General features: G+C 73.1%; 14 protein-coding genes, 3 tRNA genes and 3 pseudogenes. 5 read left to right on the top strand and 15 right to left on the bottom strand.

Annotation, left to right across the window (positions count from 1 at the left end):
• Nucleotides 1-197 precede the first annotated feature (197 nt).
• Nucleotides 198-1,070 carry a DUF2797 domain-containing protein gene (locus tag H305_RS0134580; protein WP_028804482.1) on the bottom strand — a complete coding sequence of 291 codons (873 nt, stop codon included), beginning with the start codon at nucleotides 1,068-1,070 and terminating at the stop codon, nucleotides 198-200.
• A 47-nt stretch (nucleotides 1,071-1,117) separates the two neighbouring features.
• A complete protein-coding gene (locus H305_RS0134575) occupies nucleotides 1,118-1,498 on the bottom strand; it encodes an HGxxPAAW family protein (protein ID WP_028804481.1) in 381 nt (126 codons plus the stop codon).
• A gap of 95 nt (nucleotides 1,499-1,593) precedes the next feature.
• Between H305_RS0134575 and H305_RS0134570 the strand changes: the two genes are divergently transcribed.
• Nucleotides 1,594-2,076, top strand: a complete 483-nt coding sequence (locus tag H305_RS0134570) for a MarR family winged helix-turn-helix transcriptional regulator (RefSeq protein WP_037766255.1) — start codon at nucleotides 1,594-1,596, stop codon at nucleotides 2,074-2,076.
• Between the two features lie 6 nt (nucleotides 2,077-2,082).
• Here H305_RS0134570 and H305_RS0134565 read toward each other — a convergent pair whose 3' ends face one another.
• The 3 genes from H305_RS0134565 to H305_RS0134555 all read right to left on the bottom strand — a co-directional run bounded on the left by H305_RS0134565 (nucleotide 2,083) and on the right by H305_RS0134555 (nucleotide 3,812).
• The gene (locus H305_RS0134565; protein WP_028804479.1) at nucleotides 2,083-3,171 is read right to left on the bottom strand and encodes a DUF1152 domain-containing protein; all 1,089 of its coding nucleotides are present in this window, start codon (nucleotides 3,169-3,171) and stop codon (nucleotides 2,083-2,085) included.
• A 252-nt stretch (nucleotides 3,172-3,423) separates the two neighbouring features.
• Nucleotides 3,424-3,496, bottom strand: a tRNA-Arg gene (locus H305_RS0134560).
• Between the two features lie 225 nt (nucleotides 3,497-3,721).
• Nucleotides 3,722-3,812, bottom strand: a tRNA-Ser gene (locus tag H305_RS0134555).
• A 274-nt stretch (nucleotides 3,813-4,086) separates the two neighbouring features.
• On the opposite strand from H305_RS0134555, the gene H305_RS0134550 reads away from it, so the two are divergent.
• A complete protein-coding gene (locus tag H305_RS0134550) occupies nucleotides 4,087-4,614 on the top strand; it encodes an SSI family serine proteinase inhibitor (protein WP_037766250.1) in 528 nt (175 codons plus the stop codon).
• A 270-nt stretch (nucleotides 4,615-4,884) separates the two neighbouring features.
• Nucleotides 4,885-9,057 (top strand): PAS domain-containing protein, encoded by a 4,173-nt coding sequence (locus H305_RS0134545; protein ID WP_028804477.1) that lies wholly within the window; start codon nucleotides 4,885-4,887, stop codon nucleotides 9,055-9,057.
• A gap of 113 nt (nucleotides 9,058-9,170) precedes the next feature.
• Here the strand turns inward: H305_RS0134545 and H305_RS0134540 are convergent, their stop codons facing one another.
• From H305_RS0134540 to H305_RS0134505, 8 genes and pseudogenes are all read right to left on the bottom strand, one after another.
• Entirely contained in the window at nucleotides 9,171-10,814 is a 1,644-nt protein-coding gene (locus H305_RS0134540) for a long-chain fatty acid--CoA ligase (protein ID WP_107440165.1), read from the bottom strand.
• Nucleotides 10,815-10,928: 114 nt separating this feature from the next.
• Nucleotides 10,929-11,519 carry a SigE family RNA polymerase sigma factor gene (locus H305_RS0134535; RefSeq protein WP_028804475.1) on the bottom strand — a complete coding sequence of 197 codons (591 nt, stop codon included), beginning with the start codon at nucleotides 11,517-11,519 and terminating at the stop codon, nucleotides 10,929-10,931.
• 332 nt (nucleotides 11,520-11,851) lie between these two features.
• Nucleotides 11,852-13,018, bottom strand: a complete 1,167-nt coding sequence (locus H305_RS0134530; RefSeq protein ID WP_028804474.1) for a lipid-transfer protein — start codon at nucleotides 13,016-13,018, stop codon at nucleotides 11,852-11,854.
• Nucleotides 13,019-13,200: 182 nt separating this feature from the next.
• Nucleotides 13,201-13,578: pseudogene (locus H305_RS47905) on the bottom strand (MaoC family dehydratase); the annotation flags it as partial.
• On the bottom strand, nucleotides 13,575-14,627 hold the full coding sequence (locus H305_RS47900; RefSeq protein ID WP_037766247.1) for an acyl-CoA dehydrogenase family protein: 1,053 nt from the start codon (nucleotides 14,625-14,627) through the stop codon (nucleotides 13,575-13,577). The pseudogene H305_RS47905 and the gene H305_RS47900, both read right to left, overlap by 4 nt.
• A 1-nt stretch (nucleotide 14,628) precedes the next feature.
• The gene (locus tag H305_RS0134515) at nucleotides 14,629-15,606 is read right to left on the bottom strand and encodes a bifunctional MaoC family dehydratase N-terminal/OB-fold nucleic acid binding domain-containing protein (protein WP_028804473.1); all 978 of its coding nucleotides are present in this window, start codon (nucleotides 15,604-15,606) and stop codon (nucleotides 14,629-14,631) included.
• Between the two features lie 122 nt (nucleotides 15,607-15,728).
• Nucleotides 15,729-16,973: an acyl-CoA dehydrogenase family protein gene (locus H305_RS0134510; protein ID WP_028804472.1), complete on the bottom strand. Its 1,245-nt coding sequence runs from the start codon at nucleotides 16,971-16,973 to the stop codon at nucleotides 15,729-15,731.
• Nucleotides 16,974-17,182: 209 nt separating this feature from the next.
• Nucleotides 17,183-17,488, bottom strand: a complete 306-nt coding sequence (locus H305_RS0134505) for a hypothetical protein (protein WP_028804471.1) — start codon at nucleotides 17,486-17,488, stop codon at nucleotides 17,183-17,185.
• 371 nt (nucleotides 17,489-17,859) lie between these two features.
• Here H305_RS0134505 and H305_RS0134500 point away from each other — a divergent pair, with 371 nt between their 5' ends.
• The gene (locus H305_RS0134500) at nucleotides 17,860-18,738 is read left to right on the top strand and encodes a bifunctional DNA primase/polymerase (protein ID WP_028804470.1); all 879 of its coding nucleotides are present in this window, start codon (nucleotides 17,860-17,862) and stop codon (nucleotides 18,736-18,738) included.
• Between the two features lie 23 nt (nucleotides 18,739-18,761).
• Here H305_RS0134500 and H305_RS56150 read toward each other — a convergent pair.
• Nucleotides 18,762-18,970 (bottom strand): annotated as a pseudogene (locus H305_RS56150) (DUF4287 domain-containing protein); the annotation flags it as partial.
• 196 nt (nucleotides 18,971-19,166) lie between these two features.
• Nucleotides 19,167-19,253, bottom strand: a tRNA-Ser gene (locus H305_RS0134495).
• A gap of 307 nt (nucleotides 19,254-19,560) precedes the next feature.
• On the opposite strand from H305_RS0134495, the pseudogene H305_RS55260 reads away from it, so the two are divergent.
• Nucleotides 19,561-19,810: pseudogene (locus tag H305_RS55260) on the top strand (hypothetical protein); the annotation flags it as partial.
• Nucleotides 19,811-20,128: the final 318 nt, after the last annotated feature.

Genomic DNA, 20,128 nt, shown 5'->3' with positions numbered 1-20,128 from the left:
TCGGGCACCCGGCTCCGTCCAGCGCCTTTCCGTACGGGATCCGAAAGGGATCGAAGTCTTGACCATTCCCCCGTCCGGTCCACCCCGGTCCGCCCCGTCCCGCCCCTGCCGGATCCGCCCGAGTCCCGCCCCTCTGAGCTCCCGCTCCGCCGCTCGCCGGCCCCCGCCGCCCCTCGCCGGCTCCGTTCCGCCGCTCGTCAGAACAGGCCGTCCTGCACCCCGTCGTCCCTCAACTCCCGTACGGGAACGCGCAGTCCCGTCTCCCCGTCGGCCGCGGCGGTCAGTTCCCAGCCGGTCATGAGCCGGGTGTCCAGCACGGCGACCCCGCGCTCCGTCGCGAGGTGCAGGTCGGGACCGGCGGCGGCGAGCAGCTCACCGCTCACCACGCCCCCGGGGACCAGCCCGCTCACGACGGCTTCCGCGGGCGGCAGCCCCGCGAGCCCGAACACGCCGGTGTGGTCGACGGGCTCGAACGGCAGACGCCGGAGCGACTCGGGCCAGGCGTCGAGCCGCCCCGCCCGCTCGTGCAGCTCGCGGATCTCGGCCACCCGCTCCTCGGGCCCCGGCAGCGCCGACCGCACCGCCCGCTTCTCGGCGTACGGAATCCGGTCGGGCACCTTGAGCGCGGCCCGCAGCAGTTCCTCCGAACGGCGTGCGGCCATCAAGGGCCCCTGCCCCAGCCGGCCGAACGTGACGGCGCCCTGCTCCAGGAGGCGCGCGGTGCCCCGCTCGACCCTGGTGATCCCCACCTTGACGAGTCCGGGGCCGAACCACGCCAGATACACGTGGTACGGCCGCGGGTCGTCGGCGATCGTGTCCGCGGCCACTGAGTGCGACCGCTCCAGCCGGGCGCACTCCTCGCACCGGGCGCCCGTGCTCCGCCCCGGCACGACCGCCCGCACCGGGCACGCGTGACCCCGGGCCCCCACGCACGTGCGCGCGGCGCCGTCCGGCACGGCGAACGCCACCCGCCGGCCGCGGACCAACGGGCTCCGCTGCCCGCCGGCCCACATCAGCACGGGCCCGTCCGCCGACCACCGAAGACCCGAACATCTCCACACCCGCCGCACACCGACGACAGTAGAGGCCGGCACCGACACCGGCCCCGGCCCGCACGTCAGAGACCGGACCCGGTCACGGCCTCGCCCGTGCCCGTGCCGCCCCGGCCCGCCTCGCCGCTCACCCGCGCGGGGACGCCCGCGGGCCGCCCCCGTCCCGCCAGCCGGCAGCCGAGGCACCCGGGGTGCCCGTCCCGCGCGCCGAGGTCCCTGACCCGCCAGCCCCACTCGTCGACGGGCCGACGGCCGGGCGGCTTGCCCCAGCCGGCCAGGTGCAGCGCCCACGTGGTCAGCACGCCGATCAGCACGACGCCCAGCCCGCCCCACAGCCCCAGGGCGCTGCCGGTGCACAGGCCCAGCCCGCTGCCCGTCGCGCCCACGGTGGCGATGGTGAACCCGGTCCATCCCGCGAGCGTGTGCCCCTCGTCCCACTGGCTCATCCGCTACCCCCTCATGCCGTGACGACTAAACTCACACCTACCTCACTACCTAAGCAATTTAGCGCCTAAACCTCTCACGACGTAAGGGAATATCGATGGCTCAGGGCACGCCGCGCCCGCCCGCGACACCGGCCCGGACCCTCTCCGCGATGGACCACCTGATCGCGACGAGCATGTTCGGCCAGCAGGAGATGGCCCAGCGGCTGAACCTGAACGTCACCGACCTCACGTGCTTCGCGTTCGTCCTGGAGGCGGGCGACGACCTGCTCACGGCCGGCGACCTCGCGGAACGCGCCCATGTCACCACCGGCGCCGTCACCGGCATCCTCAACCGCCTCGAACGTGCCGGCTACGTCGCCCGCCGCCCCGACCCCGCCGACCGCCGCCGCGTCCGCATCGCCGCACAGCCCGACGCCGTCGCCCGCGTCACGGCGCTCTACGAGCCGTACTACACCCGCCTGAACGCGCTCCTCGCCGAGTACACCCCCGACGAACTGGCCCTTCTGGACGACCTGTTCATCCGCACGGGCGCGCTGATGAGCGACTACCTGGAGGAGCTGCGCGAGCCGAACGGCTGACGACTCCTACGACGGCAGCGGCCACAGCGGCGACCCGTACCGCGCCGGGCGCTCCTCGGCCAGGAGCCGCCGGAGCTCGTCGTGCCGCGCTCTGCCGAGGCCCAGCACCTCGGCGAGACGGCCGAACGTCACGTGCGTGACCCCCCGGTCACGCGCCTGCGCCTCGAACCGGTCCAGCCGGTCGAGCAGGACGCGCGCATCGAGCTCCTCCGCCGACTCCTCGCCGAACCGTGCGGCGCTCTCCCGCTCACGGTCGATCTCCGAGAAACCGCAGATCTCCCGGCTGCTCGCCTCGACCTCGCGCAGGGTCTCCGTCTCCATGATCGCGCTGCCCAGCCGGCTGCGGGCGAGGGCGGCGTCCAGGTCGGCCTCGTGGACCGTCGGGCCCTCGTCGGTGAGAGGCACGGCGCGCCCGGCGCCCGCCGCCTCGCAGACGCCGCGCACTCCGCGGGCGGTCGCCGCGAGCATCGCGGCCGCTTCGGAGGGGTGCCATTGCAGGACCGCGCCGACCGCTTCGACGTCCTCGGCCGTGAAGGTGTGGACGACAGGGCCGAGCAGGTCGCGCAGTTCGTCGGGCGGGAGTTCGCCGTCCAGCCCGGGGCCCGCCACCAGGAGCCGCACGGACGCGTTCACCTGGCAGCACGCCGCGAGGGTCAGCGCGTCCGCGATCGGACTCTGCAGCGTCGGCTCGTCGCCGCGGGCGAGGATGTCCCCGCCGACGTCCAGAAGATCGATCGAGTCCGGCCCCAAGTGGCTGATCAGCTCTTCGACTTGGCGGGTGATGCCCTCGGCGCCGTGGTCCGGGTCGATCAGCGCGAGCGTCTGCGGGAGGGCGGCCGCCAGGCGCGGCAGGGTGGAACCCGCCGGGGCGATCGGGCGGGCCCCGCCCGGCACGGTCAGGACCGCCGGGGTGAGCCGTTCGAGGCCGGTGAAGCGGTCCGGCCCCCGAGGGCCCGGCACCGCGTCGCTCAGCAGGCGGTCCCAGGCGTACGTGAGGATCACCGTCCGGTCCCCGTCGCCGTGCAGAGCGCCGTCGAGCATCGCGGCGGCGACGGCGTCACCCCCGCCTCCCGCTGCGACGATCAGCCTCGTCATGCCTTCAGCCTACGAGCAGTGCGGCCCGGCCTCCACGGCTCGGCGCCACCCGTCCGGGTACCCGCGCCGGCACTCCCCGGGGCGTACCGGCACTGCCAGGGGCCCACACCCGCGCTCCGCGCTCCGGGCGCCGCGGTCCCGGCAGCTCCCGCCGCGCTTTCCTGCCGGCCCGCGCACGTACTGCCGAACCGCCGCGCGGCGGATCAACGAAACGCAAGAGGCCCCGGATCTCTCCGGGGCCTCTTGTCCATGTGCACTCGGCAGGATTCGAACCTGCAACCTTCTGATCCGTAGTCAGATGCTCTATCCGTTAAGCTACGAGTGCTTGTTCTGTTGTGCTTTCGCCTCCGCTCCCCGGCCTTTCGGCCCGCTCGCGGCGACAGGAAGAACATTACATGACTGCCGCCGCCATGTGAAATCCGTTTGCCGCACCCCTTGTGAGCTGGGCAAACGCTCTTCAGGACCGTTTCACCGGCACGCCGGGACCATGTCCGGGGCGCATGAACGCCGAAGCCCCGGTCCAACTGGACCGGGGCTTCGGATCTCGAGGCGGAGGCGGAGGGATTTGAACCCTCGATGGGCTTTAAAACCCAAACCGCATTAGCAGTGCGGCGCCATAGACCGGACTAGGCGACGCCTCCCGCACAGCCGCCCGCGCGAGCGCGAGTGGTGCGTGCAGATGATGACACAGTCGAGCGCGATGTCACCAATCGCCCCCCACGGTACTAGGCAGGCAGGCCGCAGAGCAAAGCCCGTACGAGGTGACACGGGTGTCGCGGCGAAGAACCGGGCGGGGCCGGGAACGGACACCCGGTGGGGCCGGCGGCGGCCGCCCGGCCGGGCGCCGGCCCCACCGGGTGTCCGCGTGACCGGATCGGCGCGCAACCGTGCGGGGCGCCCGGCGTTAGACAGGGCATGCTCCACCGAATCGTTCTCACCGCCGCGGCGTCCGCCGCCGCGCTCTCCACCGCACCGGCCGCCCTGGCCGCCGTACCGGCCGTGCCCGCGGTGTCCTCCGTGCCGGCCGTCGCGTCCGCGCCCGGCCCGGCCTCGCACGGCACACCGGTCCACGCGCGGCCGGTCCTCATGCCCCCGCCCGCCCGGGACGAGGACTCAGGGGACCGGCTGACCGTGACCGTCCACGACGCCGGCGGCGACGCGGACGGGACGTACGAACTGCGCTGCCACCCCAGCGGCGGCAGTCATCCGGACGCCGCCGAGGCCTGCGCCGAGCTGGACCGGAACACCACGTGGGGCAAGGACCCCTTCGCCCCCGTGCCGCCCGGGACGATGTGCACGATGCTGTACGGCGGTCCCGCCACCGCGCATGTCACCGGGACCTGGGCCGGGCGACCCGTGGACGCGCGCTTCGACCGCACGGACGGCTGCGAGAACGCGCGCTGGGACGGTCTCGTACCGCTGCTGCCCAGCCTGGGGCCCTAGCCGGAACCCCGGTCCGGCGTCCGCCCGGACCCACGGCCGGTCCGGGCGGGCAAGGGACGACCGGAGCCCGGACCGGAGCGGGAGCGCCGGTGGAGTGGGGACGAAATGCGTGGTCACAGGTTCTGCGTCTGTTCTGCGTGCGACCTCCCTCTCATCCGGCGTCGCGAGCGCAACCACTGCCCGTAGACTCCCTCGCGTGACACGCTGCGGGACGGTTGGCAAGATGGCACCCGCGGTCGGCAAGATGCGGTAACAGGGAGGAAGCGTCTCGTGAGCAGCAGGCCATCCCGAGGCGCTGCTCGCCTCGCAGCCATACTGGACGCGCTGCCCGATGCGTTGGTGCTGGTCAACGCGAACGGGACCGTCGTCAACGCCAACACCATCGCCCTGGAGGCCTTCGAAGCCCCGGGCACGGCTCTGGTGGGCCGCGGACTGCTCGACCTGCTGCCGCAGTTCGACTCCCGGCTGATCCCCGGCTCGATGCGGCGGCCCGACACCATCGACCAGAGCGGGCGGACCAAGCCGACCAGGATGATCGCGCGGCGGACCGACGGGAGCGAGTTCCCGGTCGAAGTCACCAGTGCGAATCTGGAGAACGGCCAGCAGGCCTACGACAGCTACGGCTACAGCGCCGACGAGCTGCTCATGCTGGTGGTCCGCGATCTGTCCGGCACGGTCGACACCGAGGCCGAACTCGCGCGTTCGCAACGGCAGACCGAGATGATCCTGCGGGCCGCGGCCGAGGGCGTGGTCGGCACCGACACCGAGGGCCGCGTCGTCCTCGTCAACCCGGCCGCCGCCCAGATCCTCGGATACCGGGCCAGCGACCTCGGCGGCCAGGACCTGCACGCCCTCATCCTCCACTCGCGCGCCGACGGCGAGAGCTTCCCGTACGAGGAGTCCCCGCTCGCCGACACCCTGCGCTCCGGGCGCAAGCACCGGGTCCGCGGGCAGGTGCTGTGGTCGAAGTCCGGGGACAAGGTGCCCGTCGACCTGACGACCGCTCCGGTGCGCGACGGCGACCAGCTCGTCGGCGCCGTCATGACCTTCACCGACCGGCGGCCGTACGACACGCTCGCCGAGCAGAAGGACGCCGAGGCCACCCGGCACGCCGAGGAGCTCGCACGGCGTGCCGCGGAGCACGCCGAGGAGCTCGCGGCGCTGCGCGAGCAGCACGCCGCCGAGCTGGCCGAGCAGCAGGAGCGGCACGCGGAGGAACTGGCCGCGGGCGACGAGCGCTACGCGGCCCTCGGCGAGCGCGAGAAGGACCGGTACGAGGCGCTGGCCGCCCGCCACGAGCAGCTGCTCGCCGTGCTCGGCCAGTCCCTGCGCGGCCCCCTGGACCAGCTGCGCGGCGAACTGTCCAAGCTCGCCGCGGACGACGCCGGCCAGCTGTGGCCGGAGGCCAACCAGGTCCTGCACCATCTCGCCGCGGGCTACTCGCGGATCACGACGCTCGTCGACAACGTGCTCGGCTACCAGCGGCTCGACTCCGGGGCCGAGGAGGTCGCCCGTACCAAGGTGATGCTCGACGCGGTCGTCGCGGCCGGGGTCGAGGGCGCCGTGGACCTGATCGGGCCCGGCCGCGTCCAGTTCGCCGTGCACGCGCCGCCCATCGAGGCGGAGGTCGACCCCATCCGGCTGGCGAACGCCCTCGCCCACCTCATCGCCGATGTGGCCGGGGTCGACGCGACGGGCAACGCGCCGGTGTCGGCGGGCGGTTACATGGACAACACCGTCGTGGTCGCGGCGGCGCAGCGCGGTGAGGTCGTCCGCATCGAGGTGCGCGGCCCGTACGCCGGGGGAGACCCGGTGCACGAGCCGATCGTCCGCGGCATCGTCCGCGCGCACGGCGGTGTGCTCCAGACGCACGAGGTGCCGGGGATGAGCGGCAGCGCGTTCGTCCTTGAGGTGCCGATCGGCGGTGGCGCGGGGGCGGTTCCGGCCGGGCGGGGCGAGGGTGCGCCCGGCACCGAGGTCGCCATTCCCGAGCAGGCCGCGCCCCAGGGAGGCGGCAGGCGGCGGGCCCGGCGGTCCTCCGTGGACGCCTTCCTGGAGAGCGAGGTGGCGGCGGGGTCCGCACCCGCGGCCCCCGAGGCCGGCGACTCCGCGCCCACCGGTCGTCGCCGGCGGCGTTCGGCCGACGAGCAGGAGGCCGGCGAGGTGTCCGTTCCCGCGCAGGGGACGGCGGTCGAGGGTCCCGGTGCGGCCGGTTCCGGCGGTACCGGGCGGCGACGCGGACGGCCGAGTCCCGCCGAGGGCACGGGCCCGAGCGCCACGGACGACGTCTCGGAGGGTGCGGTCGTCACCGCGGCCGAGCACGCGGCGGGGACCGCCGCCGCGGGCACGGGTCTGGGCGGGACGGTGCCTCCGCAGGGTGTGCCCGTGCCCTCGGGGCGGCGCGCGCGCCGGGACGGCGAACAGCACGCGCTTCCCGCGGCGTTGCCCGCGGCACCGAGCACGCCCGAGGCGGCGGCCGCGCAGGAGCCGGCCGCCGCGGCCACGGACGCGGCGCAGCCGACCGGGCGGCGCCGTCGTGCGCTGGCCGCCGCGGCCGAGCGTGCCGCCACCCAGGACGCGGCCGCACGTACGGTGTTCGCGCTGCCGCCCGCGGAGGCGGACCGCTCTCCCGAGTACGTCCAGGCCGAGGCCCAGGCGCAGGCGCAGTACGCCGCGAGCGTCGCCGCCGGTCACGCCCAGGCCGACGACGGCCGTCACGACGTCATGGCGCACGACCCGGCCGACGATCACACGCCGCCGCAGCCGCACCCCGTCTCCGCGCCCACGGGCCGGCGGCGGGCCCGTCCGGCCGCGAACCGGCCGGAGCCCACGGAGACCCCGGCGCATGGTGTTCCCGCGCAGGGAGTTCCGCCGCAGGGGGCTCCTGGACAGGGCGTTCCGGCTCAGGTGGCTCCCGGGCAGGCCGTGCCGGTGCCCGGTGTTCCCGCGCAGCACGTTCCCGGGGCGGTGGCTGCCGACGCCGCCGGACAGCCCGTTCCCGCACGGACGCCGCGGACCGCTGCCGCCCGGGCCACTCCCGCCGCGGCCACTCCCGCCGCGGGCACCGCGGCCCGGCCGCAGCCCGCCACGGCGGTGACGGCCGCTGCCCCGCAGGCGTGGCCCGACGCGCACGCCGACGACGCCGCGGGCACTCCGGCCGGCGGCACCCCTGTGCAGCCCGCGACTGGGGCACTCCCCGCGCCGGACGCGGCCCGTGCGACCCCCGCCGCGGGCACCCCGCTGCCCCCTGAGCACCCGGTCCAGCCGCGCGCCGCCCAGCCGCTGCCCGCCGAGGCCACGGCACCGGTCGACCCCAACTCGACGCAGGGCCGCGCCATAAGCGTGCGCACGCTCGGTCAGGGTGTCCCGTTCACCCGGCAGCCCGCGCCGAGCCGGCCGGGCCCCCAGGCGCCGGCGCCGTCCCAGACGGCCACGCCGCCCCCGCACCAGACCAACGGCTCGGGCCGCCGCCGCAAGCTCGGCACGCCGCCCGAGCCCGCCGCGGAGCGTCCGGAGACGGGCGCACGGCCGCACCCGCAGGCCGGCCAGGGTCCGGCGGCCCCGGGGTCCCGGCGGCCCGGAGCCACCGAGGGTGCCGGACGGTCGTACGCCATAGGAGCACCTGACGAGAACGCGGACGAGGGCCCCGAGCCGCTCGACGGCCCGGGCGGTGCGGTAGAGATCGCCGACCCGCCGCAGCCGCGGCCGATGGACGACGAACTGCCCCCCGAGCCGCTGGACAACCCGCGTCGGCTGCTCGTGTGGCCCGCGCCCGACGTCACCACCCAGCAGGCGCTGAGCGACCGCGGCTACCGGCCCGTCGTCGTGCACTCCCGGGAGGAGGTCGACGCCCAGATCGCCGCCTTCCCGGCCGCGCTCTTCGTGGACCCGCTGACCGGGCCGATCACGCGGACGGCGTTGCAGTCGCTGCGTCAGGCAGCCGTCGCCGCCGAGGTGCCCGTCCTCGTGACGGCCGGGCTCGGCCAGGCGACGCGCGAGGCGGCCTACGGCGCCGATCCCGCCGTGCTCCTCAAGGCGTTGGCGCCCCGGGACTCCGATCAGCACCCGCCGCGCGTGCTGCTGATCGAGGAGCACGCGGAGATAGCGCTGGCGCTGACCGCGACACTGGAGCGGCGCGGCATGCAGGTCGCCCGGGCGTCGACGGACGCGGACGCCGTCACGCTGGCCTCGCAGATGCGGCCGAACCTCGTGGTGATGGACCTGATGCAGGTACAGCGGCGACGCGCCGGGATCATCGACTGGCTGCGCGCCAACGGCCAGTTGAACCGCACTCCGCTCGTCGTCTACACCGCCGCCTTCGACCAGGCCGAACTGCCGCGCCTGGCCGCGGGCGAGACGGTGCTGTTCCTCGCCGAGCGCTCGACGAGCGCGGAGGTGCAGGACCGGATCGTCGACCTCCTCGCGAAGATCGGCACCAACTGACCGACCGGCGGCCCGCACCGACGGGCCGCCGAGCCGTCCAGGACATACGCAGGCCGGGACACGCACGCAGGCCGGGCCGGGAGTCGTGACTCCCGGCCCGGCCTGCGTGCGTGTCAGAGCTGGGTCACGTCCAGCTCACCCTCCGCGTACTGCCTGCGGAGCACCTTCTTGTCGAACTTGCCGACGCTGGTCTTCGGGACCGACTCGATGATCGTCCAGCGCTCGGGGAGCTGCCACTTGGCGATCTTCCCCTCCTCGGCGAGGAAGCCGCGCAGGGTCGCGAAGTCGGCGGTCGAACCCGCCTTCAGGACGACGGTGGCCAGCGGGCGCTCGCCCCACTTCTCGTCGGGGACGGCGACGACGGCGGCCTCGGCGACGTCCGGGTGGGACATGAGGGCGTTCTCCAGGTCCACCGAAGAGATCCACTCGCCGCCCGACTTGATGACGTCCTTGGCCCGGTCGGTGAGGGTCAGGAAGCCGTCCGCGCTGATCGTGCCGACGTCACCGGTCTTGAGCCACCCGTCCGCGCTGAACTTGTCCGCGGGACGCAGCGGTTCGGCGCCCTGTCCGCCGTAGTACGCGCCCGCGATCCAGGGGCCCCGCACCTCCAGCTCGCCGGCGGACTCGCCGTCCCAGGGGAGCCGTTCGCCGCCGGGGCCGGTGAGGCGGGCCTCGACACCGGCGGGGAAGCGGCCCTGGGTGAGCCGGTAGCCGAACTCCTCGTCCGTGCCCACGGCGTGCGCCGGGGGCCGGGCGATCGTGCCGAGCGGGGAGGTCTCGGTCATGCCCCAGGCGTGGCAGACCCGCATGCCGAGGTCGTCGAAGGCCTCCATGAGGGAGGGCGGGCAGGCCGAGCCGCCGATCGTGACCTGGGTGAGCGAGGACACGTCGCGGGGCTTGGCCCGCAGTTCCGTGAGCAGGCCCTGCCAGATGGTGGGGACGGCCGCGGCGTGCGTCGGCTTCTCGCTCTCGATCATCTCGGCGAGCGGCCCCGGCTGCAGGAAGCGGTCCGGCATGAGCATGTTGATGCCGGTCATGAACGTGGCGTGCGGCAGACCCCAGGCGTTGACGTGGAACTGCGGGACCACGACGAGCGAGGTGTCGCGGTCGGTGAGCCCCATCGACTGCGCCATGTTGACCTGCATGGAGTGCAGGTAGATCGAACGGTGGGAGTAGACGACGCCCTTCGGGTCCCCGGTGGTGCCGGAGGTGTAACACATCGCCGCGGCCTGCCGCTCGTCGATCTCCGGCCAGTCGTACGTGGTCGGCTTCCCGGCGATCAGCTCCTCGTACTCGTGCACCCGCACGTTCGTGCCGTCGAGCAGCGAGCGGTCGCCGGGGCCCGAGACGACCACGTGCTCGACGGTCGGCAGGTGGGGGAGGAGCGGGGCGAGGAGCGGAAGCAGCGAGCCGTTGACGATGACCACGCGGTCGGCGGCGTGATTGACGATGAAGACGAGTTGCTCGGCGGGAAGGCGGAGGTTCAGCGTGTGCAGGACCGCGCCCATGGAGGGAATCGCGAAGTACGCCTCGACGTGCTCGGCGTTGTTCCACATCAGCGTCGCGACCCGCTCGTCGCCCGTCACACCGAGGTCGTCGCGCAGGGCGTTGGCGAGCTGGACGGCACGCGTACCGGCCTCACGGAAACTGCGCCGCTGGGGTTCGCCCTCCCCCGTCCAGGTCGTGATCTGCGACGTCCCGTGCACGAGCACTCCGTGCACGAGGATGCGGGTCACGGTCAGCGGTACGTCCTGCATCGTGCTCAGCACGGCGTCCTCCCGGGGGCGACATTGCCTACGCGGCAGTAAGGGTTGCGCTGATTCTGCGCACATACCGCGCGGTATGTCACTAGGTCCGGGCGATCGATCGCGTCACGTATTGGTCGCGCGCGCCTCCTCTCGGCGCACCGGGCTGAGCTCGGGGTCCTCACGGAGCTTGCCCAGCGCACGCGACACCGCCGACTTGACCGTCCCGACGGAGACCCCGAGCACCTCCGCCGTCTGGGCCTCGCTCAGGTCCTCGTAGTACCGCAGGACGACCATCGCCCGCTGCCGCGCCGGCAGCTTCGTGATCGCCCGCCACATCGCGTCGTGCAGCGCCTGCTGTTCGGCCGGGTCCCCCGTGGGCAGCACGTCAGGCTCCGGCAGTTCGTCGCAGGCGAACTCGTCGACCTTGCGCTTGCGCCACTGCGACGTCCGCGTGTTCAGCAGCGCGCGCCGCACATAGCCGTCCAGCGCCCGGTGGTCCTCGATCCGGTCCCAGGCGACGTACGTCTTCGTCAGGGCGGTCTGCAGCAGGTCCTCCGCGTCGCTCGGGTTCGCGGTCAGCGAGCGGGCGGTACGCAGCAGCACCGGCTGGCGGGCCTTTACGTACGACGCGAACGACGGGTACGGCGCGTAAGGACGGGTCTGCCTCGCCGGTGTGGCGGCGTCCGAAGCGCTGGTGCAGACGGGTGTGGTCATGGCTCCACGCTAGGTTCGCCCCCTACTCCCGCGGATCGGCCGCAGGTCCCGAAGCCGTGTCCGCCTCAGGTTGTAGGAGTGGGGCTGACCTCACCTCCTGAAGGTGGACTAGTGGGCACGCCCCCTGAGGGTTCATCCCTGAGGGACGACTCCGTCCGCAGTACGGGAGCGCGGTGCGCGCCCGCGCCCGTGGACCGCGCGCCGGGCCCCGGACCTGCCCCGATGCCCTCTCGCGCCGGGCCCGGGACCTACCCCGGCTTCACCCCGCGCGGGGCACCCCCATCGCGGGGCGTATCCCGGCGGACCTCTCAGGTGTGCGTACTGCGGACCTCTCAGGTGTGCGTACTCAGGATCAGCCCCGAGGTCGGGACCCCGGTCCCGGCGGTGACCAGGACACGGCCCGCCCCCGGTATCTGGTTCACCGACGTGCCCCGCACCTGCCGGACCGCCTCCGCCACTCCGTTCATCCCGTGCAGATACGCCTCCCCGAGCTGCCCCCCGTGCGTATTCAGCGGGAGCCGCTCCTCGGCGACGAGATCCGCCGCCTCACCCGGTTTGCAGAAGCCGAACTCCTCCAGCTGCATCAGCACGAACGGCGTGAAGTGGTCGTACAGGATCCCCACGTCGATGTCCGCGGGATTCAGCCCGGCCGTCCGCCACAACTGCCGGGCCACCACGCCTATCTCGGGCAGCCCCGTCAGGTCGTCCCGGTAGAAGCTGGTCATCTGCTCCTGGGCCCGGCCTGCACCCTGGGCGGCGGCCGAGATCACCGCCGGGGGACGTGGCAGGTCGCGGGCCCGTTCCACGGAGGTGATCACCAGCGCCTGGCCGCCGTCCGTCTCCTGACAGCAGTCCAGCAGTCGCAGTGGCTCGACGATCCAACGCGAGGCCGCGTGCTCGGCGAGGGTGATCGGTCTGCCGTGGAAGTACGCCGCGGGGTTCGTCGCCGCGTACTTGCGGTCCATCACGGCGACGTGTCCGAACGCCTCGGACGTCAGCCCGTACGCGTGCAGGTACCGCTGGGCCGCCATCGCCACCCAGGAGGCGGGCGTGAGCAGTCCGAACGGGAGGGACCAGCCCAGCGCGGCCCCCTCCGCGGAGGGCTCCCGCTGCTGCACCCCGGACCCGAACCGCCGGCCCGAGCGCTCGTTGAACGCCCGGTAGCAGACCACCACCTCGGCCACCCCGGACGCCACGGCGAGCGCCGCCTGCTGGACGGTCGCGCAGGCCGCCCCGCCCCCGTAGTGGATCCGCGAGAAGAACGACAGCTCTCCCATGCCGGCCGCCTGGGCGACGGTGATCTCCGGGCTGGTGTCCATGGTGAACGTGACCAGGCCGTCCACGTCGCCGGGCGTCAGGCCGGCGTCGTCGAGCGCGGCCCGAACCGCCTCCACCGCGAGCCTCAGCTCACTGCGCCCCGAGTCCTTGGAGAACTCGGTGGCCCCGATCCCGACGATCGCCGCCCGGCCGCCGAGACCGTCCCGTCCGCGCACGCTCACGACACGCCTCCCTCGGAGACCGGGGCACCGGCGGATCCGGAGCCGACGTCCGGGCCAGGGCCGGATCCGGCGCCCGGGGCGGTGCCGGAGGCGGTGCCGGAGGCGGTGCCGGCGCCCGGGGCGATGCCAGCGCCCGAAACCGTGCCGGTGCCCGGGGCACCGGTGCCCGGGCTGCCGGTCTCGGGGAGCGTCACGGTCACCGTGCCGGTGACGTGCTTGCCGATGCCGTTGAGTCCGACGACCTTGACCGTGGCGGTGTCGCCGTCGACCTCCTCGACCGTGCCGGTCAGCACCATGGTGTCCCCGGGGTGGTTGGGTGCGCCGAGCCGTATGACGACCTTGCGCAGGACGGCGGACGGGCCGAAGTGATCCGTGACGTACCGGCCGACCAGGCCGTTGGTCGTCAGGATGTTCATGAAGATGTCCGGCGAGCCCTTCGCCCTCGCCAGCTCGGCGTCGTGGTGCACGTCCTGGTAGTCGCGGGACGCGATGGCGCCCGCGACGATCAGCGTGCGCGTGATGTCGATCTCCAACGATGGCAGCCGGTCGCCGCTCTTCATCCCTCTCCCTCCCCGTCCCCCACGGCCTGCGCGCCCTCGGTGGCGATCAACTCGCCCAGCTCCTGGAGCACTTCACCGCCACATCCCAGATACGCGTCCAGTTGGCGCCCCCACAGGAAGTGCCGGTGCACGGGGTGCTCCACGTCGGCCCCCGCCCCGCCGTGCAGATGCTGACCCGTGTGCACGACCCGGTGGCCCGCCTCTGACGCCCACCAGGCGGCGGTCAGGGCATGCGTGGCGTACGCCAGCCCCGCGTCTCGTCGCCAGGCCGCCTCGTACGCCGTCACCCGTATCGCCTCGGTGTCCATGTGGGCGTCGGCCGCCCGGAGTTGGACTGCCTGCCTGGCTGCGAGCGGGCGACCGAACTGCTCGCGCGCGTTGGTGTGCTCCACCGCACGCGCCAGCGATCCCGCGCAGACCCCGGCCTGGAGCCCGGCGAAGGCGGTGCGGGCGGTGGCGAGCACGTCGTCGTACGCGCCCTCGCCGCCCAGTCGCTCGCCCGGGGTGCCGTCCAGGGTCAGCCGCCCCGCCGACCAGGGCGCCGTCAGCTCCACGGGACGGCACTGGGCGTCTGCGGTGCGCACCAGCCACAGCCGGCGCCGGTCGTCGGCGGCCAGGACATGGGTGGCGTCCCGCAGCCAGGGCACGACCGGGACGACCCCGGTGAGCCGCCCTGCGGCCTCCCGCACGGCCGAGGGCCCGAAGAGCGCGCCGGTCACCACCACCGACCCGTCGGCGACGGTCGGCAGCAGACGGTCGCGCTGTTCCCCCGAACCGTGCGCCGTGACCGCGAGGAGCCCGTGGACACAGCTCGCCGCGAACGGCACCTGAGCCGTGACGCGTCCCTGCTCCTCCAGCAGGAGCACCAGGCCGAGCAGCCCCGTGTCACCGACGGCCGCGACCAGTCCGGCCGCGCACAGCTCTTTCCACAGTTCGGGATCGCTTCCGGTCCCGGCCGCGGCGAGCCGCTCGGGGGTGGACAGGTCGGCGAAGATCCGGGCGGCCAGGTCACGGGCGGCCGTCTGCTCCTCGGTGGGCGAGAAGTCCATGTCAGCTCCCCCCGCCGGCGGTCACAGCGCCACGGGCCGCGCCGTCGCCTGCCACGGCGTCGTCGACCGCGCCGGCCCGGAAGACCGGCAGCTCCAGCTCCTCGTCACAGCGTTGGAACTCGAGCCGCACGGGCATTCCGATCCGTACCTGGTCGTGCGGCACGCCCACCACATTGCTGACGATCCGTACTCCCTCGGCGAGCTCGATCAGGCCGACCGCGTAGGGCGGGTCGAAGGCCGGGAAGGGCGGATGGTGCATGACGACGTACGAATAGACGGTCCCCTCGCCGCTCGCCTCGACCGTGTCCCACTCCGGGCAGCCGCACGCGTTGCATCCCGGCAGCCAGGGGAAGCGCAACGCTCGACAGCCCGTGCACCGCTGGATCAGCAGGCGGTGGCGCCCGACGCCCTCCCAGAACCCGGCGTTGTCCCGGTTCGCCACCGGCCGGGGGCGTCTGGCCTTCGGCGTGCGGCGGGCGGGCGCGTACTTCAGGATGCGGAACCGGTGCGTCCCGGCGGGGTCGCCTGCCGCCCTCACATCCATCCGGGTCGTGACGAAGTGGCCCGTCCCCAGCCTGGTCGTCTTGCGCTCGGAGACCGACTCGATCACCGCGTCGAAGGTGATCTCGTCCCCGGGGCGCAGCGGGCGCAGATACTCCTGCTCGCAGTCGGTGGCGACCACCGAGGTGTACCCGGCGTCGTCGAGCAGTCCGAGCAGTTCGTCGAACGCTTCCGAGCGACCCGTGTGCCCCGACAGGCCGCCCATCGTCCACGCCTGGAGCATGGTGGGCGGCGCGACGGCGTCCGGCCCTTCGTACGCCGGGTTGGTGTCGCCCATGGCCTCGCACCAGTGGCGGATCATCGCCTCGTTGACCCGGTCCTTGCCGACGGCCGCGACGGCGGCCACCCGGCCCTCGTACGCCTTGAGCCGCCCGTACAGCTCGACCGAGCCGTCCGCACGCTCCGGGACGGCAGGCACCGGACGGTCCGATCCAGCCGGTGCGACGCTCTCCGGACCGTCCGACCGAGCCCGTGCGACCGACTCCGGACCGTCCGACCGACCCCTTGCCTGCGACTCGGACCGCTTCCCCTGTTCCCCGCTCACCGCCGCCCCCTCTTCATCCCGAGCCGCATCGTCGCCACGATCTCCCGCTGCACCTCGCTCACCCCGCCCCCGAACGTGTTGATCTGCGCCGCCCTGTTCATCCGCTCCAGCCCGCCGCCCCCGAAGGCCCCTGGCGAACCGGAGCGCACGAGCGCTCGCTCTCCGACGATCTCCTGACACATTCGGTACACCGCCACCGCGGATTCGGTTCCCATCACCTTCACGCCGCTGGCGTCGCCGGGGGCCGGTCCGCCGGCCCCCACATCCCCCACCAGACGCCAGTTGAGCAGGCGTGTCGCCGCCAGCCGGGCATGCACCTCGGCCAGCCTCGACCGCACCCACGACTCGTCAATCCGGCGCCGACCGGTCACCGGATCGGGTGTACGCGCCGCCTCCAGCGCCGCCGTGTAGAAGTCCTCGGCCTGCATCCCGATCGCGGCGAGCGCGACGCGTTCGTGGTTGAGCTGGCTGGTGATCAGTGCCCAGCCGCCGTTCTCCTCGCCGACGAGGTTCGCGGCGGGCACGCGGATGCCGTCGTAGTACGTCGCGGTGGTCGTCTGTCCGCCCACCGTCTCGATCGGGGTCCAGGAGAACCCGGGCGCGTCCGTCGGCACGAGGAGGATCGAGATGCCCTGGTGCTTGGGGGCGTCCGGGTCGGTCCGGCAGGCGAGCCAGATCCAGTCGGCGTTCTGGGCGTTGGAGGTGAAGATCTTCTGCCCGTCGACGATCCAGTCGCCGCCGGTCTCCCCGCGCCCGTGGACGCCGCCTTCCCCGACCGCACGGACACCGCCGTCTCCCGGTCCGGGGCTCCCGGCCCGGTCCACCCGCACGGCCCGCGTGCGCAGCGAGGCGAGGTCCGTCCCCGCCGAGGGCTCCGAGTAACCGATGGCGAAGACGAGGTCGCCGCTCAGGATGCGCGGAAGGAAGCAGGCCTTCTGCTCCTCGCTCCCGTACTTCATGAGCGTCGGCCCGACCGTGTTCAGGGTGACCATCGACACGGGTGCGCCGGCACGGTAGGCCTCGTCGAAGAACACGAACTGCTCGTCGGCCCCACGCCCCTGCCCCCCGTACGCGGCCGGCCAGCCGAGCCCGAGCAGTCCGTCCGCGCCGATGCGGCGCAGGACCGCCCGTTGCCGTCCGGGGTCGTCGGCGGGCGGTGGCCCTTCGGGCATCAGGTCCCGGAAGTACGTGCGGAGTTCGGCGCGCAGCCGCTGCTGGCGCTCGGTGGGGGCGAGGTGCACGGCGGCTGCCCTCCCGGGCTTCGCACGGACAAGGATTTCTGACTGTCCGTCAGATACTGCGGGGTGTCAAGGCCGGGAGCAGGACGCCCGGGAGACGCAGAGAGCGTCTGCGCGGCGGTGCCGAAGCACCGCCGCGCAGACGCACTACCACCCCACAGAGCACCCCACTCTGGATGTTCCGGGCCGACGGGAGCTCATCGGCCCCCGGGTCACCAGAGGTTGGTGAAGTTGATGACGGCGGTGGACTGGTCGATGGCGGTGAAGGCCGAGCCGTTCACCTGGGCGGTGTTGCTCCGGTTCGAGGCTCCGGAGCCGACCGCCTGCTGCTGGGTGGTGGAGGAGTTGCCGAAGTTGTCGTGACCGACTCCGCTGCGGCCGATGGTCGCCACCCCCGCGTTCGATCCGTCGTCCGCGAAGGCGCCGTTGTCCGCTGCCGCGACGCCCGTGAAGAGGGCGGCCGCGAGAGGCAGGGCGGCGACGGCGGCGAGAACGCGGGCGGTACGGATGCTTGCCATGTGAGTTCCTCCAGAACCGGTTGTACGCACCGGCGATGAACCGGGATGTACGTGAAATTCGGCTTGTTCCAAGGCAGTTGGCCGACCGCCTCGGCGCTGTGCACGACGTCGCGACTCCAGAGTTGCCCAGCGGAACCCGGCGAACCACCCCGGAAGCCCTGATTCCCCCTCAAGCGTGAGGACATGTCGATAAACCCCCTTCCCGCCCGAGAACTCCCTGCTCAGCCCGCGCCCGACCGCTCAATCCCGGACGCCGCACGGGGTGAAGCGTTCCGGCACGTTTTCGGCCAATCACACCCGTCGGCCACCCCGCGCCCGTGCGTGTCCGGGAAGCACTTCCCTTTTTCGAACACTCGTACGAACATGGAGGCATGGCCACCATCGACCGGCAGGCCACGACCCTGGCCCTGGCCCACGCCCTGTCCGCAGCCGAGCGCGGGCTGGCGGTGATCCCGCTGTCCCGGACAAAGCTCCCGGCCCTGCGCTCCCCCCACCGTGACGACCCCGACCCCGCCCCCTGCCACGGCGAATGCGGCCGCTTCGGGCACGGCGTGTACGACGCGTCGACCGACCCCCGGCGCATCCGCGAACTGTTCGCCGCCGCCCCCTGGGCCACCGGCTACGGCATAGCCTGCGGGCTGCACCCCCACCACCTCATCGGCATCGACCTGGACACCAAATCCGGCACGGACTCGTCGGCCGCCCTGCGCGAACTGGCCCTGCGCCATCTCTTCACGATCCCGGAGACCGTCGTCGTCCTGACCCCCAGCGGCGGTCGTCACCTCTGGCTGAGCGGACCGCCCGACCTCGTCGTCCCCAACTCCGCCGGCCGCCTGGCGCCGGGCATCGACATCCGCGGCGCCGGCGGCTACCTCGTCGGCCCCGGCTCCCGCACCGACCACGGGGTCTACGGCACCGCACCGGGTACCGCCCATCTGGCGCCCGCGTCCTGCCCGAGCGAGCTCCTGCGGTTGCTCACGCCCCCGTCCCGGAGGCACCCTCCCGCGCCCCCGGCGACCGGCCGGCAGGGTCAGGGGCTCGTCCAGTTCGTGCTCGCCGCCCACGAAGGCCAGCGCAACACCCGCCTGTTCTGGGCCGCCTGCCGCGCGTACGAGAACGGCATCGGTGCCGAGCTGTCCGACCCTCTCGTGGAGGCCGCCGTGCGTACGGGTCTCACCGAACGCGAGGCCCGCTCGACGATCGCCTCGGCGGCACGGATGACGGCTCCGGCACCGCCGCGGCGAAGCTGACCGCGGCGGCGCCGGGGCGTCTGCTTGCCGCTGTCCCCGGCGAGGGTGTGGGCGACCAGGGCGTTGGCGTGGCCGTGCCCCAGCCCGTGCTCGGCCTTGAGCCAGGACACGAGCTCCATGTGCTTGGTCAGCGGCGAGGACCGGATGAGGTGCTTCCATTCGGCGACGGGCCGCCCGTACTTCTTCTCGATGGAGGGAAGTAGCCGGCGGGGCCCTTCAGGGCTTCGGTCATGTCGGCGGTATCCCGTCCGTGCGCGAGAAACGGTCTCGGAGCACCGGCACGCCGCCGCACTCCGACTGGTTGCCGATGCGACCGCGCGACCGGGGAGAACTCATCGCTGCGCGCCGGAGAACCGTCCCGCACAGGCCGAAGGGGTGCCTCTCGGCGAGAGACACCCCTTCGAATCGGCACACGTGCCGAACTGCTGCGGTGGGTGTGGGATTTGAACCCACGGTCACATCGCTGCGACGACGGTTTTCAAGACCGTTCCCTTAGGCCGCTCGGGCAACCCACCTCCGCCCCGCCCACCAGGGCCGGAGCAGGTACAGCCTACCGGCCCGGGTGCCAGGCAGGGGCCCATGGTCCACACGGGGCCCACTGGCTCCGTTCCGCTCCCCATGCCCACTGCGCCGATCATCAGCACCCGGTCCGCGGCCCAGGCCGACGCGGGTAAGCCCAGGGCTGCGCCGGCCTTGTCGGCATCCCCAGGGAAAAAGCCCCGCCGGGCCCTGCGCCCGCGCCCTCCCGCGGACTCCGTGGAGCAAGAGCGCAGAGAAGACCCAGCAACCGGTCCACTTCTGCACCCGGCCAGTCTCCGGTAGCGCGGCTCGAACGAAAACACCAACGGACTGCTGCGGCAGTACTTCCCCAAGGGGCACCGACCTTTCGGTGCACGACCGCGAGCACCTGAGCACCGTCGCAGCCGAACTCAAAAGCCACCCACGCAAGACGCTCGGCCGGGAAACACCAGCCGAGCGTCTACGTAAACCGCTCGCCACCGCACGTCGATGGCCACGTGTTGCGACGATCCCTTGGATCCGCCTTGTATCAAGGGGCGCAGTTTCCTCATGAACGTGAGACTTCGCTTCTCAGAAGCCGCCGAGGTTGCAATGCAGCCATGAGAACCGGCGGATGCTATTGAGCCTGGTGACTGCGGCCCTTATGGCCGTTGCCCATCGATCCCTTGTCCCCCTTACGCCCCTTCGGTCCTCTGTCGCCCTTATCACCCTTTGGACCCTTATACCCCCTCGGTCCTCTGTCGCCCTTATCGCCCTTCGGACCCTTATGCCCTCTCGGTCCTCTGTCTCCCTTATCACCCTTCGGACCCTTGTCTCCCTTCGGTCCGGGAGGCCCAGAGGGCCCGGCGGGTCCGGTCGGACCGGCAGGCCC

The sequence above is a fragment of the Streptomyces sp. 142MFCol3.1 genome (genome assembly GCF_000424945.1).
In the GTDB taxonomy this organism is placed as follows: Bacteria; Actinomycetota; Actinomycetes; order Streptomycetales; family Streptomycetaceae; genus Streptomyces; species Streptomyces siamensis.
The sequence above is the reverse complement of the archived record's forward strand: the minus strand, read 5'-3'. Positions and strand labels throughout refer to the sequence as shown.

Bases quoted from the DNA above. Each gene is read 5' to 3' on its own strand.
- H305_RS0134575 (WP_028804481.1), bottom strand. From the start codon at position 1,498: ATGAGCCAGTGGGACGAGGGGCACACGCTCGCGGGATGGACCGGGTTC.
- H305_RS0134550 (WP_037766250.1), top strand. From the start codon at position 4,087: ATGCTCCACCGAATCGTTCTCACCGCCGCGGCGTCCGCCGCCGCGCTC.
- H305_RS0134565 (WP_028804479.1), bottom strand. From the start codon at position 3,171: ATGACGAGGCTGATCGTCGCAGCGGGAGGCGGGGGTGACGCCGTCGCC.
- H305_RS47900 (WP_037766247.1), bottom strand. From the start codon at position 14,627: ATGGACTTCTCGCCCACCGAGGAGCAGACGGCCGCCCGTGACCTGGCC.
- H305_RS0134540 (WP_107440165.1), bottom strand. From the start codon at position 10,814: ATGCAGGACGTACCGCTGACCGTGACCCGCATCCTCGTGCACGGAGTG.
- H305_RS0134500 (WP_028804470.1), top strand. From the start codon at position 17,860: ATGGCCACCATCGACCGGCAGGCCACGACCCTGGCCCTGGCCCACGCC.
- H305_RS0134535 (WP_028804475.1), bottom strand. From the start codon at position 11,519: ATGACCACACCCGTCTGCACCAGCGCTTCGGACGCCGCCACACCGGCG.
- H305_RS0134570 (WP_037766255.1), top strand. From the start codon at position 1,594: ATGGCTCAGGGCACGCCGCGCCCGCCCGCGACACCGGCCCGGACCCTC.
- H305_RS0134505 (WP_028804471.1), bottom strand. From the start codon at position 17,488: ATGGCAAGCATCCGTACCGCCCGCGTTCTCGCCGCCGTCGCCGCCCTG.